This window comes from Collinsella sp. D33t1_170424_A12 (assembly GCF_015554865.1).
Taxonomy (GTDB): Bacteria; Actinomycetota; Coriobacteriia; order Coriobacteriales; family Coriobacteriaceae; genus Collinsella.
The window spans coordinates 1-15,040 of sequence record NZ_JADNJJ010000165.1 but is presented as its reverse complement, the minus strand read 5'-3'; the positions used below and the strand labels follow the sequence as shown (position 1 = coordinate 15,040).

Sequence of the window (15,040 nt, the reverse complement as noted above, 5' to 3'; positions counted from 1 at the left end):
GTCGGCCTGCGCGAAGGCCGCCATCTCCACGGTGGCCAGGGCGTCGTCGACGCGCTGCGCGATCTGCTTGGAGGGGATGCCCAGGTTCTCGGGTCCGAAGGCCACGTCGTCGGCCACGATGCTCGTGGTCATCTGGTCCTCGGGGTGCTGGAAGACCATGGCCGCCTGCTGGCGGATGGGTGCCACGGCGTCGGGGAGGGCGGTGTCCAGTCCGAAGACGGTCGCCGTTCCCGCGCAGGGGACGAGCAGGGCGTTCATGAGCTGCACGAGCGTGGATTTGCCCGACCCGTTGCCGCCCAGGATGCAGACGTGCTCGCCTGCCTCGATGCGCAGGCAGATGTCGTGCAGCGCCGGCGCATCGCCGTCGTCTCCGTAGTGGAAGTCGACGTGCGAGAGCTCGATGCAGCTGGTGTTCGAACGGGGGTCTACGGCGGCGGGCATGGCGGGGCTAGCGCTTCCTGCGGTCGCCCGTGCCGGCGCCCGGGCCCGCTACGTTGAGGCAGGGGCCCAGCAGCGCGCTGCCCGCGGCCACGTTGATGACCATCTTCATGGTGTTGAAGGGCAGCAGGATGGGGATGATCATGCCCGCCACGGCTTCGATGCTGATGGGCGTGTAGAGGGGCGTGACCACGAGGTTCATAGCGCAGGAGACCGCGATGGAGAGCGCCGCGCCGGCGAGCATGCCGATGAGCGACGCCTTGCGCGTGCGGCCGCCGGCGCGGTAGATGAGGGCGGCGGGAACCACCAGCGCGCAGGTGGACAGGATGCCCATGGGCGCGCCGAAGGGATCGAGGAAGACGCGGGGGATCCAGGAGATGATGGCCGCTGCGGCGCCGATCTTGGGCCCGAAGATGAGGGCCGCGATGAGGCAGACGATGCCCGAGGGGTCGTACATGAGCCACGGGGCGGCGGGGAAGATGGGGATCTGGATGAAGCTCAGCGCCAGCGACGCTGCGGTGAAGAGCGCGGTGAGCGCGATGGTCTTGGTGTTGGTGGTGCCGCTCATGAGGCATCCTCCGTTTCTTTCATCCGGACTATAACCGTCGGTTCCGGAATCGCACCGGATCGGCCGCTGTACGCGGTTCGCGGACTTGCGGCGCGTGGCCGCTCACCGCCGGTGGGGAATCGCACCCCGCCCTGAAACATATGCAAGCGCCACTATACCCGCTTTATGGAGCGGTATGCAAGGTTCGAGCCGCTGGGTATGATAGGCATCGTAAAGAACGCAACGACGAGGCGGTGCCCCATGCATGAACACGAAAGCTTCAATCCCGATCTGATGTGCGCGCTGGGCGGCATCGTGGGCGAGGACGACGTCCTCATGGTCGAGCCCATGAAGCTGCATACCACCTTTCGGATCGGCGGTCCCGCGGACCTGCTGGTGCGCCCCCATTCGCCCGAGGAGCTCGTGCGCGTGCTCGATACCTGCACGTTCGCGGACGTCCCGGTGACCATCGTGGGCAACGGGTCGGACCTGCTGGTGGGCGACCGCGGCATTCGCGGCGTCGTGGTGCTGCTGCGCGATACCATGCAGGCCATCTCGGTGTCGGGCACCCGTGTGACGGCCGAGGCCGGCGCGCTGCTGCGCGACGTGGCGCTTGCGGCGGCCGATGCGGGCCTGTCCGGCATGGAGCCCCTGTGGGGCATCCCCGCCACGGTGGGCGGCGCATGCTTCATGAATGCGGGCGCCTATGGCGGACAGACGGCCGATGTGCTGGAGTCCGTGGAGGTCTACGTGCCCAGCAAGCGCGGGCAGCGCGGTTCGGTGTGCACGCTCGAGGCGGACCAGCTGGCGTTCGGCTATCGCAAGAGCCGTATCAACTCCGACGGCCTCGTCGTGCTGCGCGCGACGTTCGCGCTCGCACCGGACAGCCCCGATGCGATCCGCTTCGCCATGGACGATTTCCAGGCGCGTCGCGAGGAGAAGCAGCCGCTCGAGATGCCTTCGGCCGGATCGACCTTCAAGCGCCCCGAAGGGTACTTCGCCGGCAAGCTCATCATGGATGCGGGGCTGCGCGGCGCCTCGGTGGGCGCGGCGCAGGTGTCGCAGAAGCACTGCGGATTCGTGGTGAACACGGGCGGCGCCACGGCGGCCGACGTCTGCGGCCTCATCGAGCACATCCAGACCGAGGTCAAGTGCCAGTTCGGCGTGGACCTCGAGCCCGAGGTCCGTCGCATCGGCGAATTCTAACGCGTCTCGGAAAAGGGACAGGCACGAATCTGAGGCGGGGCGGCCCTCTGCGGGTTTCCCTCGCGTCGGACGCCGCGCTACCGGGAGGGCCGGTTGTATAGCGCCGCCGTCCTATGCTTTAAAATCCGTGAGCTCCTGCCAGGAGCTGCTCTCGGCCGTCGAACCATCTGTCTTGATGAAGTAGGCGGCCGTCTTCTCATGCGCGTCTGCCAGGGCGGCGCCCTCGCGGCTGCCGGCTACGAACAGCGTGGTGGAGAGCGCGTCGGCGGTGGCGGACGAGGGGCACGCCACGGTGACGCTGGCCGTGTCGGTGGCCACCGGCATCCCGGTGCGCGGGTCGAGGATGTGCCAGTACGTGACGCCATCGAGCTCGAACGTGCGCTCGTACAGGCCGCTCGTCACAAGCGAGCCGCCGGCGAGGCGCGCGGTGCCCACGGTGCGGTTTCCACCGGGGTGGTTGGGGTCGCGGATGCCCGTGTTCCAGGGCGATCCGTCGGGCTTCGCACCCAGGTAGGCGATGTTGCCTCCCAGCGAGAGCGCGGCGGCGGAGGCGTTGGTTTCGCGCCGCAGCAGCTCGCAGAGGCGGTCGGCTATGTAGCCCTTGGCGATGCCGCCCATATCGAGGCGGGCCTCCGGGTCGAGGAGCTGAACGGTGCCGGCCGCCTCGTCCACGACGACCTTTTGCCAATCCACATGCGGCAGCGCGGCGGCGACCTGCTCGTCGCTCGGACGCGCGCCGGCCTGGAAGTCCCACAGCGTGGAGACGGCTCCGATCGTTATGTCGAACAGCCCGCCCGCCTCGGCGCAATAATCGAGCGCGCATCGGACGAGGGCGACGGTGTCGGGGTCGACCGATACGGGGGCGCCGCCCGCGGCGTTGATTCGGGCGATATCGCTGGCGGGGTCGTAGAGGTCGAAGAGCTCGTCGAAGCGCGTGCAGGCCGCTGCGAGCCGGGCGGGCGCGGCGTCATCGCCGTATACGGTGAACGTGCAATAGGTATCGAATGCGAAGGTCGAGCCCGTGACGGGTTCGGCCGAGCGGCCCGCCGCCGCCCCGCCGCCGGCGTTCGTCGCGCATCCGCAGGTGCCGAGCAGGCTCCCGGCGGCGGTCGCCGCGGCGGCCAGAATCGAGCGGCGGCTCGCGGGCCGCATCAGCGCGTCATCTGCCATATCACATGCCTTTCTGCGGAAGGGCCGCGTCCACGGCGCGCACGAGCACGCCGACCGCGGCGCCGCAGAGCACGCCTGCCACGAGCAGGAACGGCGCGTTGACCCACGCGACCCCCGGGGATAGCAGCGCGGCCACGGTGAGCAGCTGGCCCACGTTGTGGGCGATGCCTCCCAGCACCGAGATCGCTACCAGCGAGAACGCGCCGCTGCGTTCGGCGGCTGCCATGACGAGCCAGGAAAGGGCGCCGCCCGCCAGGCTGAAGACGAACGTCTGGGGGTTGGCGAAGAGGATGGTGGACGCCACCGCCTTGCAGAGCATGAGGATGGCTGCAGGGCGCGCGCCGAGGCGCCGGAGCGCGAAGAGGACCACCGCGTTGCCCAGGCCGAGCTTGATGCCGGGCACGTTGACGGGAAGCGGCAGGAGCATCTCCAGGTAGCCGGCGACGAGCGCCATGGCGGCCAGCACGCCGTAGAGGGCGGCGCGTCGTCCGGGCGAGTCGTGGCGGTGGCGTTGTGGTGCGGTTCGTGGTTCCATGCGCCTAAGTATACCGAACGGTTGCCGGCGATGGCGCCATTCGCATGCGCCCGCGCTTTCGGCCGGGCTGCTCGGAGCGGGCGGCATCGCTATGCTTCGGCGCCCGCTTCGAGCTCGGTTTCGAGCAGCTCGATGAAGCGCGCCATGGGCGCGGTGATCCATTTCTGCTTGTGATGGATGAGCTGGGTCTCCATGCGAACGGGCTGCAAGTCGGTCTGGATCGCCACGAGCGCGCCGGCGTCGAGGCGCCGTCGGGCCGAAAAGCGCGGAACGAAGGTGGCGCCCACGCCCGCTTCGGCCAGGTGGACCAGCGTCTCGGTGTTGCCCGCCTCGACGAGGGGATCGATGCGCAGGTCGAGCGCGTCGAGGGCGCGATCGAGTTCGAGGCGGTAGCTCTCGCCGTGCTCGGTGAGGACGAAGGGGAGCTGGACGAGCTGCTCGGCGCCCAGGGGGTCGCCCGCGTCCGCCGCGACGTCGCATGCGGCCAGCAGCTGCGGCGCCGCGGCGAAGACGACGGGCTCGGGCCTCAGCGCGTGCGTGACCAGGCCGGGCAGGTGCAGGTGGCGCTCCATGGTGAGAAGCAGGTCGAGGGTGTTGTTGCGCAGGCCCTCCACCATGAGGTCGCGCGGCGCGCTCACGACGACGGCCTGCACGCGCGGGCAGACCTCGTGGTAGCGGATGAGCAGGTCGGGCAGGATGGCGGTGGCGATGGACTCCACGGCGCCGATGCGCAGCGTCCCCGTCATATCGTGCGGATCGAGCGGGTCGGCGGCCACCGAGGCCCGCGCCGCCCGCGCGGCGCCCATGAGCTCCTGGGCGTGGAAAGCGAATGCGCGGCCCTGGTCGGTGAGGACGGCGCCGCGGGGCACGCGGTCGAACAAGCGCGCACCGAGGTCGTGTTCGAGCTGCTTGACCTGCGTGGTCACGGCGGACTGCGAGTAGCCGAGCTTCTCGGCCGCCTTTGAAAACGTGCCGCAGTCGATGATGGCGAGGAAGGTCTCGATCTCGCGTAGCTCCATGCTTCCTCCTTGGGCACTGTGATGAAATGCCTTTTACCTCTTGGTATAAACAAAATCGAACGATGCTTCGAATAGTTTCATTTTACATATGGATCGCGTGTTGCGACGATGGACCTCGTTGTGAATATCGCTTCCGGCGCGTCTCGCCTGCGCTCCCGCCCGGCGCGGAGCGTTATACGCCTTCGACGCCGCCAATCAAGAAAACGAGGAATGCCATGTATGCCAAGGGAACGGCCCAGGAGGCCGATGTCGAGCTCGCCGCCGTCCGCTTCGTGTGCGAGCTGTTCTCGCGCAACCGCCATCTGTCCGAGGGGCCGGTGAGCTGCGAGGCATCGCCCGAGCGGCTGCGGGCCATTGCCGAGCGCGGCATCCCCGCGCAGGGCCGGCCGCTCGACGAGGTGGTCGAGGAGATGCAGCGCGACATCATCGGCTACGGCTACAACATCGACCATGCGCGCTTCATGGGCTTCGTTCCCGGCCCGGTGAACGCCCTGTCGTGGCTGGGCGACATGATGGCCTCCGGCTACAACCGCCATGCGGGCAGCTTTGCCAACTACCCGGCGGGCTGCGTGGCCGAGCACGAGCTGCTGCGCTGGTTCTGCGACAAGGCCGGTTTTCCCGAGGGCGCCGGCGGCGTCTTCGTCTCGGGCGGATCGATGGCCAATATGACGGCGCTCGTCGCCGCCCGCGACGCCAAGCTCGCCGAGGACGAATGGTGCCGAGGCGTGGCCTACGTGTCCGAGCAGACGCATAGCTCGGTGGCGAAGGGCCTGCATATGATCGGCATCGCGCCGTCGCGCATCCGGGTGATTCCCTGCCACGACGAAGACTTCACCATGGATCTGGGCGCTCTCGAGCGCGCGATCGTGGAGGACCGCGACGCCGGCCTCAAGCCGTTCGCGATCATCGCCACCGCCGGCAGCACCAACACCGGCGCGGTGGGGCCGCTGCCGCAGATCGCCGACATCGCCCGGGCATACGGCCTGTGGATGCACGTCGACGGCGCTATCGGCGCGTCGGTGCTGCTCACGCGCTACCGCGACATGCTGCGCGGTGTGGAGCGCGCCGACTCGCTGAGCTGGGACGCCCATAAATGGCTCTTCCAGACCTATTCGTGCGGCATGGTGCTCGTGCGCGACGAGCGCACGCTGTTGCGCAGCTTCAACGCGCATCCCGAGTACCTCAAGGACCTGGAGGAGTCGGCGCAGATCACCAATCCCTGGGACCTGGGTCCCGAGCTCACGCGCCCCGCGCGCGGCCTCAAGCTGTGGTTCACGCTGCAGGTCATGGGGTCCGATGCGCTCTCGGCTGCCGTCGAGCACGGTTTCGACCTGGCGCGCTGGGCGCAAGACGAGTTGGAGCGCGACGAGCGCGTGCAGATCGTGTCGCCGGCGCAGATGGCCATGATCAACTTCCGCTATGCGCCCGCGGGCTTGGGCGAGGAGGAGCTCGACCGGCTGAACGCCCGCATCTCGCGCCGCATGGTGGCGAGCGGGTTCGCCGGCGTCTTCACCACCGAGCTGCGCGGGATGAAGGTGCTGCGCATCTGCTGCATCCATCCCGAGACCACCGAGGACGACATGCGCGAGACGGTGCGCCGCCTGGGCGCCCTGTGCGACGAGGGGCTCGCTGCCATGCGCGATGCCTAGACAGGCACCGTCTGGGCGCGCGGTGCCGCTTCCAGCGCCGGCGCGGCGCCGGGAGACCGTTCGTCTGCGCTGCGGCCTCTCTCGTGCGCGACGCCGTGCGAACGGGGCGCGCCGCGGGTACAATCGTCTTCGCACGAAATGAAAGCGACCAAGAGGAGACGCACGCCCTATGTCCACCATGCAGAAACTGCTCAAGATAACCAGCCTGGTCATGCTCGCCCTGGGCGGCTTGTTCATTCCCTTCACCGTGATGAACTTCATCAACGCCGACACGCTGGCGGGTATCCTCATCGCCGTGCTGACGGCGCTCATGACCCTGTTCGACCTGCTGCTGGGCTTTCTGGGCTCCACCGCGGCCAACGTGCCGTCGCGCGTGACGGGCATCCTGCCCATCGTCGTGATCGCGCTCATCGTGAACGCGGCGTCGGTGTTCTACATCATGTTCATGCAGGGGCTGTGGATGCCCGTGGTGGCCAACGCCGTGGTGGGCGTGGTGTTCTCGTTTGCAGCCCATAAGGTGAACAAGCAGGTCATGCTGTAAGTTCGCAGGCGATGGCGGCGTTTGCGCCGCATGTGCGTCCGGCCCCGCCCCATCGGTGTTACCCGATGCGGCGGGGTCGCTGCATTCGCGTGGTAGAATCGCTGCACGAGGTCGCCTGCGCAACGGCGGGCGGCTGCGTGACCATACGAGGAAAGGGGCGATGATGTCCGTCCTGTTTATCGAATACCCCAAGTGCACCACGTGCAAGCGCGCCAAGAAGTGGCTCGACGAGCACGGCGTGGCCTATGCCGACCGCCATATCGTGGAGGACAATCCCACAGCCGCCGAGCTGAAGGCCTGGCACGAGCGCTCGGGGCTGCCGCTGCGCCGCTTCTTCAACACGAGCGGCATGAAGTATCGCGAGCTGGGCATCAAGGCCAAGCTCGACGCCGGCATGTCCGATGACGAGGCGTTCGACCTGCTGGCCACCGACGGCATGCTGGTCAAGCGCCCGCTGGTGGTGGGCGATGATTTCGTCCTGGTGGGCTTTAAGGAGCCCGCATGGGAAGAGGCCCCGCTGTAAGCGATGATGCGCGCCCGCAGCCCGCTCCGCCCGAGTGGCGGCCGCGCTGCGGGCGTTTTTTAGTGAAGAGGGGACGAGATGGACGCGGATGATCTGCGCGCGCTCGCAGCGCGCGTGGCGAACGGTTCGATGCCGCCCGACGAGCTGGTCGAGCGGGTGCACCTGGACGCGGTGGCCGACCTGGGGTTCGCGTCGGTCGATTGCGCCCGGGGCGCGCGGACCGGCGTATCCGAGGTGGTGTACGGCGCCGGAAAGACCGCCGAGCAGATAGCCGCCATCGTGGAGGCCCTGCGCGGCCGCGGGCAGGAGCGCGTGCTGGTCACGCGGGTGGATGCGCCGAAGGCGCGCCGCCTCGCCGAGCTGGGGTGCGCATGCACGTATCACGATGAGGCGGCCGCGGTCGTGGCGGGCGAGCTGCCCGAGCCCACGGGCAACGGCGAGATCTTGGTGGTCACGGCGGGGACGAGCGATGGCCGCGTGGCGCAGGAGGCCGCGCTCACGGCGCGCTTCCTGGGTAACCGCGTGCGCGTCCTGCAGGACGTGGGCGTGGCGGGCATCCATCGGCTGCTCGCGCATGCCGAGGATATCGCCCGCGCCCAGGTGGTCATCGCGATCGCCGGTATGGAGGGCGCGCTGCCCAGCGTGGTGGGCGGGCTGGCCGCGTGCCCGGTCATCGCGGTCCCCACGAGCGTGGGATACGGCGCCAACCTGGGCGGCCTTACGGCGCTGCTCGCGATGGTGAACAGCTGCGCGAGCGGGGTGTCGGTCGTCAACATCGATAACGGATTCGGCGCTGCCTACCAGGCGTCGCTGATCAACCATCTGCCGGGCCGCGCGTCCGGCTGCTATACGAGGGAGGGGTAGCCATGGCTGTGCACGGTGCGCCGCGGACGCTCTACCTGGATTGTCCGTTCGGCATCGCGGGGGACATGCTGGTGGGCGCGTTGCTCGACCTGGGCGGTGCCGAGGCGGAGGCGGCCGTGCGCGCGGCGGTTGGCGCCTTGCCGGTGGGGGGCTTCTCCATCGAGGTGGCGCGCGTGGAGAAGGCGGGGCTCTCCTGCTGCGATTTCGACGTGGTGCTCGACGCGGCCCATGATGGGCGCGACCATGATATGGCCTACCTGCACGGGGGCCGCGTCGGCGCAGGCGGCCCACGCGGGCACGAGGGCCATGGGCGCGGACCGCACGGGCATGGGGCGCACGAGCATGGGGCGCACGAGCACGATGCGCATGGGCATGAGCATCGCTCGCTCGCCGACATCCGGGAGCTGCTCGACGCCGCCCCGCTTGCGCCCGGCGCTCGCGACCTCGCCCGCTGCGCATTCGAGATCCTTGCCCGAGCCGAGGCCCACGCTCACGGCGTGGCGGTGGAGGACGTTCATTTTCACGAGGTGGGGGCCGTCGACTCCATCGTGGACATCGTGGCGGCATCCGTGCTCCTCGACCACCTGGGCATCGAGCGCGCGATCGTGCCGGTGCTGCGCGACGGCCATGGCACGATCCGCTGCCAGCACGGGGTGATCCCCGTGCCCGTGCCGGCTACGGTGAACATCTGCGCGGCGCACGGGCTGCCCTTGGCGCCCGCAGGCGTGGAGGGGGAGCTCGTCACGCCCACCGGCGCCGCCCTGGTGGCGGCGCTCGACCCGTCCTTCGAGCTCCCCGCGCGCTACACGGTCGCGCGATGCGGCCTGGGCGCCGGTAAGCGCTGCTACGAGGTGCCGTCGTTCGTCCGCGCCCTCCTCATCCGCGAGGAGGCGCCCGCATCCGCCTGCGACGGGTTGGCGGTGAAGCTCGAGTGCGATATCGACGACGCCTCGGGCGAGCAGCTTGCGTACGCCGCCGAGCGCCTGCGCGCCGCGGGCGCCTGGGAGGTGCACTGGCTGCCCGTCTTCACCAAGAAGGGTCGCCCCGCCTACCAGCTGCAGGTGATCTGCGCGGTGGATGCGGCGTCCGATCTCGAGCGCGTCGTCTTGCGCGAGACCACCACCATCGGCGTGCGCCGCCAGGTGGTCGAGCGCACCGTGCTGCCGCGCCGCGCCGAGCAGGTCGAAACCGCCTGGGGGCCGGTCGCGGTGAAGCGCGTCGAGCTGCCCGACGGCTCGCGGCGCGCCACGCCCGAGTACGAGGACGTGGCCGCCGTCGCACGGCGCGAGGGGTTGCCGTACGGCGTCGTCGACCAGGCCGTGCGGGCGCGCATCGATGCCGGCGGCCCCGCGGTACAATAAGCGCACGCGCGCATCGTCCGCGATGGACGTTGGCGCGCCCGGGCTCTTTGCTACGGAAAGGAATCCCATGAAGGTGCTCATCGCTTCCGATATCCACGGGTCGGCCTACTGGGCCGATCGCCTTATGGCCGCTATCGAGCGCGAGGATCCCCATAAGGTCGTCCTGCTGGGCGACTTGCTCTATCACGGCCCGCGCAACGACCTGCCGCGCGACTACGCGCCCAAGCACGTTATCGGCTTGCTCAACGACCTGGCCGCCACCGGCCGCGTCCTGGCCGTGCGGGGCAACTGCGAGGCCGAGGTGGACCAGATGGTCCTCGATTTCCCCTGCATGGCCGACAGCGCGCAGCTCGTCGACGAGGCGGGTCGCACGCTCTTCTTCACGCACGGCCACGTGTTCGGCGCCGGCTTGCACAACAGCGTGGACCGCGTGCCCGCGCTGCCGGACGGCTCGGCGCTCGTATTCGGCCACACGCATATCAAGGTGAACGAGGCCTGCGCGCAGCGCGAGGGGCTTTGGCTCTTCAATCCGGGCAGCGTCTCCATTCCCAAGGATGGGACGCACAGCTACGGCATCTACGAGGATGGCGCGTTTCGCCACGTGGTCCTGGAGGAGGAGTAGCCCATGGGAGAGTGGAAAGCGGTGGCGGGCGGCAGCCTTGCCGGCTTGGTGCGCGATACGGCCACGCTCGCGGATGCGCGCGAGGCGATGCAGGGGCTCGTCGAGACCATCTGGCGCCTGCGCCAGCCCGACGGCTGCCCATGGGATCGCGAGCAGACGCATGCGTCCATCGCCAAGAACATGATCGAGGAGGCCTACGAGGCCGTCGATTGTATAGAGGCGGATGATATCGTGCACCTGCGCGAGGAGCTCGGCGACGTGCTCATGCAGGTGGTGCTGCACGCGCAGATCGCGGCCGATGCGGGCGCGTTCACGCTGGAGGATGTCGCCAACGATATCAACGAGAAGCTTATCCGCCGCCACCCGCATGTGTTCGGCGGGGCGGCGGCCGACGGCGCCGACGAGGTGCTGGCGTTGTGGGATTCGGTGAAGGTTGCCGAAAAGGCCGCGAAGGACGAGCGGGCCGCCAGCGCGGGGGAGCGCCCCGAAGGCCTACTCGACGGCGTCCCGCGCGCCCTGCCCGCGCTCATGCAGGCGCAGAAGGTGTCGCGCAAGGCCGCGGCGCTCGGCTTCGAATGGGAGTCCGTCGACGCCGTGTGGGAGAAGGTCGCCGAGGAGCGCGCCGAGTACGAGCGCGAGGAGCCGGGCAGCGCGGCGCGCGAGATGGAGTTCGGCGACATGCTGTTCGCGCTGGTGAACGTGGCGCGCAAGGATGGAATAGACGCCGAGAGCGCCCTGCGGGCGAGCACGGCGAAGTTTCGCGCGCGTTGGGCGGCCATGGAGGAAGCGGCCTTCGAGCAGGGCGTCGCGCTCGAGAGCCTCTCGACCGACGAGCTCGACGACCTGTGGGACCGCGCTAAAGCGCGCGAGGTATAGGCGCGGGGCCAAGGCGGCCGCGCCCAGAGGGAAAACGGGACGGCCCGGGCACGATCGCCCGGGCCGTCCCGCGTCCGTTTGGAATACGATGCCCAGCGCGAAGGTGGTGAACGCCGCGGCCGCGATGGCGCCGACGAACGGCGCGATGCCCGGGACCACCAGACCGTAGATCCAGTTGTTGCTGGTCTTGGCGGCGATGGGCAGCAGCTGGTAGGCGATGCGGGGGCCCAGGTCGCGCGCCTGGTTCATGGCGAAGCCGGTCACGCCGCCCAGCCCCATGCCGACGGCCCACACGAGCAGGCCGACGCCGATGCCCAAGGCGAGCAGGTTGTCGCCCGCCTGCGCGGCGATGCACAGGATGCCTGTGAGGAAGACGAACGTGTCGAACGCCTCGATGAGGAAGTTGCGCACCAGGTTGTACGATTCGGGCGTGGGGTTGGTGGAGAAGATGTTGCGGATCGCAACGGGGTCGACCTCCCCCTCGGATGCCTTGAAGTCGTCGGCGTAGATGAGCCAGGCCATGCAGGCTCCGGCGATGCCGCCGAGCATCTCCGCCAGGGCGTAGGGGGCCACGAACGACCATGGGATGATGCCCACGAGCGCCTGGCAGAGCGCCATGGCGGGGTTCATGCAGACGCCGCCGAATATGAACAGGCAGACGCTGATGCCGAACGACCAGGTAGTGATGGCGAACATATGGCCCGAGTCGCGGTACTTGCTGCCCTTGAGGGCGACGTCGCAGTGCACGCCCACGCCGAAGACGATCATGAGCGCGGTTGCGGCGAATTCTGCAAAGAGATGATTGATCATAAGCGATTCCATTTCGTGTGAGGGGGATGGTGCCGTACGGCGTCGTGTCAGCGGGCAACCACGACGCCCAGGCCGTCGGGGATGATGGCGAAGCGGGCGTCGCCGTCCACCAGCGTGCGAGCGAGCGCGATCGCCTCGTCCACCGTATTCGCGGGGGTCATATGCATGGCGCGGATCATGTCATGGTCGCAGCGGTCGCTTACGAGGATGACCGGGTGATGGGCGAGGATGCGCGCGAAGATCTGCGCCGTCCACTGGTCGGGCAGGGTTTGGTCCGCGGGGCGCTCGATGCAGCCCGCCTCGAAGGCGGCGGGATCGCCCTCGGCGATGTTGCGGAAGAAGCCCTCGCCGCCATGGCCGTCCTCGCAGGCGGCGATAGCGATGATCACGCCGCCATCGGGCAGCGTCGCCTCGGCGGCCGTCATGCCCTTGACCGCCTGGTAGATGTTTTGGTCGAGCGGGTAGCCGCCGTTGGTGGTGATGGCTACGTTGCAGTCCACGGCCGAAACGCCTGCCAGGTCGCGCACGAAGGAGCAGCCCGCCTGGTGCGCGGCCTGGATGTCGCCGGCGAATGCGCCGATGACCTCGTGGTCGCCGTCGAGCACCACGTTGAGGATGAAGGCCAGGTTCGCCATCCGCGCCGCCGCCATCATGTCGCGGTGCACCGGGTTGCCGTGCAGCACGCCGGCGCGAGCGCGTCCGTCGTGGACGAAGCCGCCGTTGTGGTTGTATGCGATCGTTTTGTACGAGGCGACGCCCGGCAGGACCGATTTGCGCGACCCGGAGAAGCCGGCGAAGAAATGCGGCTCGATGAATCCTTCGGCGATGAGCAGGTCGGCCTGGGCGGCGATGGCGTTGATCTCGCAGTCGCCGCCCGACGGCAGCGTGCCGATGCGCACCATGGCGTCGTCGTCCGTGGCCACGTGCATGACGATCTCTTCTTCGGCCACGATTTCTTCGCCATATTTATGGAGAAGCTCCTCATGTGTGGAGGAACGGTGCATGCCGGTGGCCACGAGGATGCGAACACGGGCATCCGGCGCCGCCTCGTGAATGCGCCGCAGCAGAATGGGCATGGTGACCTTCGAGGGGACGGGGCGCGTGTGGTCGGAACTGATGACCACGATGTCGCGTTTGCCCTGCGCGAGCTCTTCGAGTGTTGGAGAGTCGAACGGCGCATCGAGTGCGCTTTCGATGAGTTCTTCCTGCGTACCGTCCCGTTTGTATTCGTTTTGGTGCCCTAAGAGCACGCCGGCTACGTCTTGTTCGGGTAGCCGGATGCGCAGATGCTCCCGCGCGTAGGGCACGTCCAGTTCAAACATATGCGATCCCTGTTCTTCCCTTGCTTGCAATGCGGATATGACGCCTTGCAACTATGGGGACGGGCGGCGGCGCATGAGGTACCTGATGTAGATATCATTTGTTACCGACCGCCGCGCTGGGTTCGCTACAGTTCGAAACCGTGAGGTTTCGAATGAAAGGGGAGGTGAAGCCCATGGCGGAGAGCCATGACTACCTCGTAGATTTTTTGAAGGAGAAGGGGTACCCCGAAGTGCGCAAGACGCGCCACGAGTACCTCTCGTATTACGGGCTCGACCAATCCTCGGTGTGCATCCTCGTCTCGGGCGTCGTGAAGGCGAGCGTGACCCTGCGCGAGGGAAACGAGTTCAACATCGTCTACATTCAAGGACCAAGCCCGGTTTCGCTGCTGCGCGACGAGGTGAGCTGCCAGGCGAAGTCGCCCTTCAGCGTGCGCGTCGAGTCGTCCGAGGCCGTTTGCATGATGGTGCCGCGCGTGACGTTCTGGCGGTATGTGAACGAGGACCCCAAGCTGCTCACGTACGTGAAAGACTACTACCGCAACAGCCTCGAGGACTCGCTGCACCGCATGCGCTACCTCACCATGAACGGGAAGATCGGCGCGGTGGGCGGCCTGCTGTTCGACCTGAATAGCCGCTACGGCGTGGCATGCGAGGACGGCTCGATGATCTCGTTGGATGTGACGAACGAGGACATCGCGCAGTTCTGCGGCATCTCGTCGCGCAACAGCGTCAACCGCATCCTGCGCGGTTTTCGGGAGAAAGGGGTCATCTCGACCCAGGGCCACGACGCGCACATCGTGATCCACGACCCGAAGTACCTCGAGCGCTATGTGATGGATTAGCTCCGGCCCGCATGCTGCGCTCGCATGCCGGCGCCTTACCGGAGCAAAGGAAAAGCGCCGGCCGCCCGAGAGGAAGGGCGGCCGGCGCTTTCGTTCGGGGCGCAGATGGGCCGGTTAGTTGTTTCGGGCGGGCTTCAGCAGGAAGAAGGCCAGGACGGCCACGATGGCGCAGGAGAGCGCGACGGCGGGGACGGTCTCCATGTGGATCATGGGGATGCCTACGAGCAGGCCGATGATGTAGGGGACGAGCCACAGCAGCCAGACGATGGTGCTGAAGCGGTGGAAGGTCTGCTCCTGGCGGATGGCCTTCTCGTCATGACGGCGGCCGCGGACGTAGACGACGGTCGCCCAGCCCGCATGGAAGAGCATGAGCACGATGGCGAGCAGGCCCGTGATGCCGTGGATGGCGGGCGCCGCCTCGCCCGCCGCGCCGCTGCGGGCCATGATGGTCATGACCGTGGTGCCCGTGGTGTCGCAGGCCAGGCCGATCCAGAACAGGGCGAGGTGCTTGCCGGCGAGGTGGCCGGCGCGGCGCTCGGCGAAGACGCCGATGGTGTAGAAGACGAGAGCGGCCGTGATGGCGATGCTGGCGATCATAAGAAGCGGTGACATGGGGGTTCCTTTCTTTGTGCCTCTCGATCCTAACTGTGAACAAGGTTCATCTGAACGCGGTTCATCATAGTGACGGAATATCACCGATGCAACGGCGGGGTTG

General features: G+C 68.1%; 16 protein-coding genes, 1 pseudogene and 1 riboswitch. Of the genes and pseudogenes, 9 read left to right on the top strand and 8 right to left on the bottom strand.

The genetic code is table 11. The annotated features are described in order from the left end of the window. Together I2E26_RS07265 and I2E26_RS07260 are read right to left on the bottom strand one after the other, a co-directional pair. A partial coding sequence (locus I2E26_RS07265) for an ATP-binding cassette domain-containing protein (RefSeq protein ID WP_195420198.1) occupies window positions 1-441 on the bottom strand: 441 nt, incomplete at its 3' end. Between the two features lie 7 nt (window positions 442-448). Then, window positions 449-1,006 (bottom strand): ECF transporter S component, encoded by a 558-nt coding sequence (locus I2E26_RS07260; RefSeq protein WP_147588423.1) that lies wholly within the window; start codon window positions 1,004-1,006, stop codon window positions 449-451. A gap of 7 nt (window positions 1,007-1,013) precedes the next feature. Beyond that, window positions 1,014-1,149: riboswitch (FMN riboswitch) on the bottom strand. Between the two features lie 97 nt (window positions 1,150-1,246). Here I2E26_RS07260 and murB point away from each other — a divergent pair. Then, a complete protein-coding gene (gene murB / locus I2E26_RS07255) occupies window positions 1,247-2,191 on the top strand; it encodes a UDP-N-acetylmuramate dehydrogenase (protein ID WP_195420197.1) in 945 nt (314 codons plus the stop codon). 111 nt (window positions 2,192-2,302) lie between these two features. Here the strand turns inward: murB and I2E26_RS07250 are convergent, their stop codons facing one another. The 3 genes from I2E26_RS07250 to I2E26_RS07240 form a co-directional block, all read right to left on the bottom strand. Then, the gene (locus I2E26_RS07250; protein WP_229056484.1) at window positions 2,303-3,361 is read right to left on the bottom strand and encodes an FAD:protein FMN transferase; all 1,059 of its coding nucleotides are present in this window, start codon (window positions 3,359-3,361) and stop codon (window positions 2,303-2,305) included. A 1-nt stretch (window position 3,362) separates the two neighbouring features. Next, a complete protein-coding gene (locus I2E26_RS07245) occupies window positions 3,363-3,896 on the bottom strand; it encodes a Gx transporter family protein (RefSeq protein ID WP_195420196.1) in 534 nt (177 codons plus the stop codon). Between the two features lie 89 nt (window positions 3,897-3,985). Beyond that, window positions 3,986-4,915 carry a LysR family transcriptional regulator gene (locus I2E26_RS07240; protein ID WP_195420195.1) on the bottom strand — a complete coding sequence of 310 codons (930 nt, stop codon included), beginning with the start codon at window positions 4,913-4,915 and terminating at the stop codon, window positions 3,986-3,988. Window positions 4,916-5,130: 215 nt separating this feature from the next. Between I2E26_RS07240 and I2E26_RS07235 the strand changes: the two genes are divergently transcribed. The 7 genes from I2E26_RS07235 to mazG all read left to right on the top strand — a co-directional run bounded on the left by I2E26_RS07235 (window position 5,131) and on the right by mazG (window position 11,351). Beyond that, a complete protein-coding gene (locus I2E26_RS07235; protein WP_195420194.1) occupies window positions 5,131-6,564 on the top strand; it encodes an aminotransferase class I/II-fold pyridoxal phosphate-dependent enzyme in 1,434 nt (477 codons plus the stop codon). Between the two features lie 169 nt (window positions 6,565-6,733). Further along, a complete protein-coding gene (locus tag I2E26_RS07230; RefSeq protein ID WP_147588428.1) occupies window positions 6,734-7,105 on the top strand; it encodes a hypothetical protein in 372 nt (123 codons plus the stop codon). A 163-nt stretch (window positions 7,106-7,268) separates the two neighbouring features. After that, on the top strand, window positions 7,269-7,628 hold the full coding sequence (locus tag I2E26_RS07225; RefSeq protein WP_195420193.1) for an arsenate reductase family protein: 360 nt from the start codon (window positions 7,269-7,271) through the stop codon (window positions 7,626-7,628). 78 nt (window positions 7,629-7,706) lie between these two features. Beyond that, window positions 7,707-8,492, top strand: a complete 786-nt coding sequence (gene larB, locus I2E26_RS07220) for a nickel pincer cofactor biosynthesis protein LarB (protein WP_195420192.1) — start codon at window positions 7,707-7,709, stop codon at window positions 8,490-8,492. A 2-nt stretch (window positions 8,493-8,494) separates the two neighbouring features. Next, a complete protein-coding gene (locus tag I2E26_RS07215; RefSeq protein WP_195420191.1) occupies window positions 8,495-9,853 on the top strand; it encodes a LarC family nickel insertion protein in 1,359 nt (452 codons plus the stop codon). A gap of 67 nt (window positions 9,854-9,920) precedes the next feature. Further along, window positions 9,921-10,475, top strand: coding sequence for a phosphodiesterase (gene yfcE, locus I2E26_RS07210; protein WP_195420190.1), 555 nt, complete (start codon window positions 9,921-9,923; stop codon window positions 10,473-10,475). Window positions 10,476-10,478: 3 nt separating this feature from the next. Further along, entirely contained in the window at window positions 10,479-11,351 is an 873-nt protein-coding gene (gene mazG / locus I2E26_RS07205) for a nucleoside triphosphate pyrophosphohydrolase (RefSeq protein WP_195420189.1), read from the top strand. A gap of 147 nt (window positions 11,352-11,498) precedes the next feature. Here mazG and I2E26_RS07200 read toward each other — a convergent pair. Beyond that, window positions 11,499-12,119 (bottom strand): annotated as a pseudogene (locus I2E26_RS07200) (MIP/aquaporin family protein); the annotation flags it as partial. Between the two features lie 89 nt (window positions 12,120-12,208). Beyond that, window positions 12,209-13,483, bottom strand: coding sequence for a nickel-dependent lactate racemase (gene larA, locus I2E26_RS07195; protein ID WP_195420188.1), 1,275 nt, complete (start codon window positions 13,481-13,483; stop codon window positions 12,209-12,211). Between the two features lie 173 nt (window positions 13,484-13,656). On the opposite strand from larA, the gene I2E26_RS07190 reads away from it, so the two are divergent. Continuing rightward, window positions 13,657-14,325 carry a Crp/Fnr family transcriptional regulator gene (locus I2E26_RS07190; RefSeq protein WP_195420187.1) on the top strand — a complete coding sequence of 223 codons (669 nt, stop codon included), beginning with the start codon at window positions 13,657-13,659 and terminating at the stop codon, window positions 14,323-14,325. A 114-nt stretch (window positions 14,326-14,439) separates the two neighbouring features. On the opposite strand, the gene I2E26_RS07185 is transcribed toward I2E26_RS07190, so the two are convergent. Next, a complete protein-coding gene (locus tag I2E26_RS07185; protein WP_195420186.1) occupies window positions 14,440-14,937 on the bottom strand; it encodes an HsmA family protein in 498 nt (165 codons plus the stop codon). Window positions 14,938-15,040: the final 103 nt, after the last annotated feature.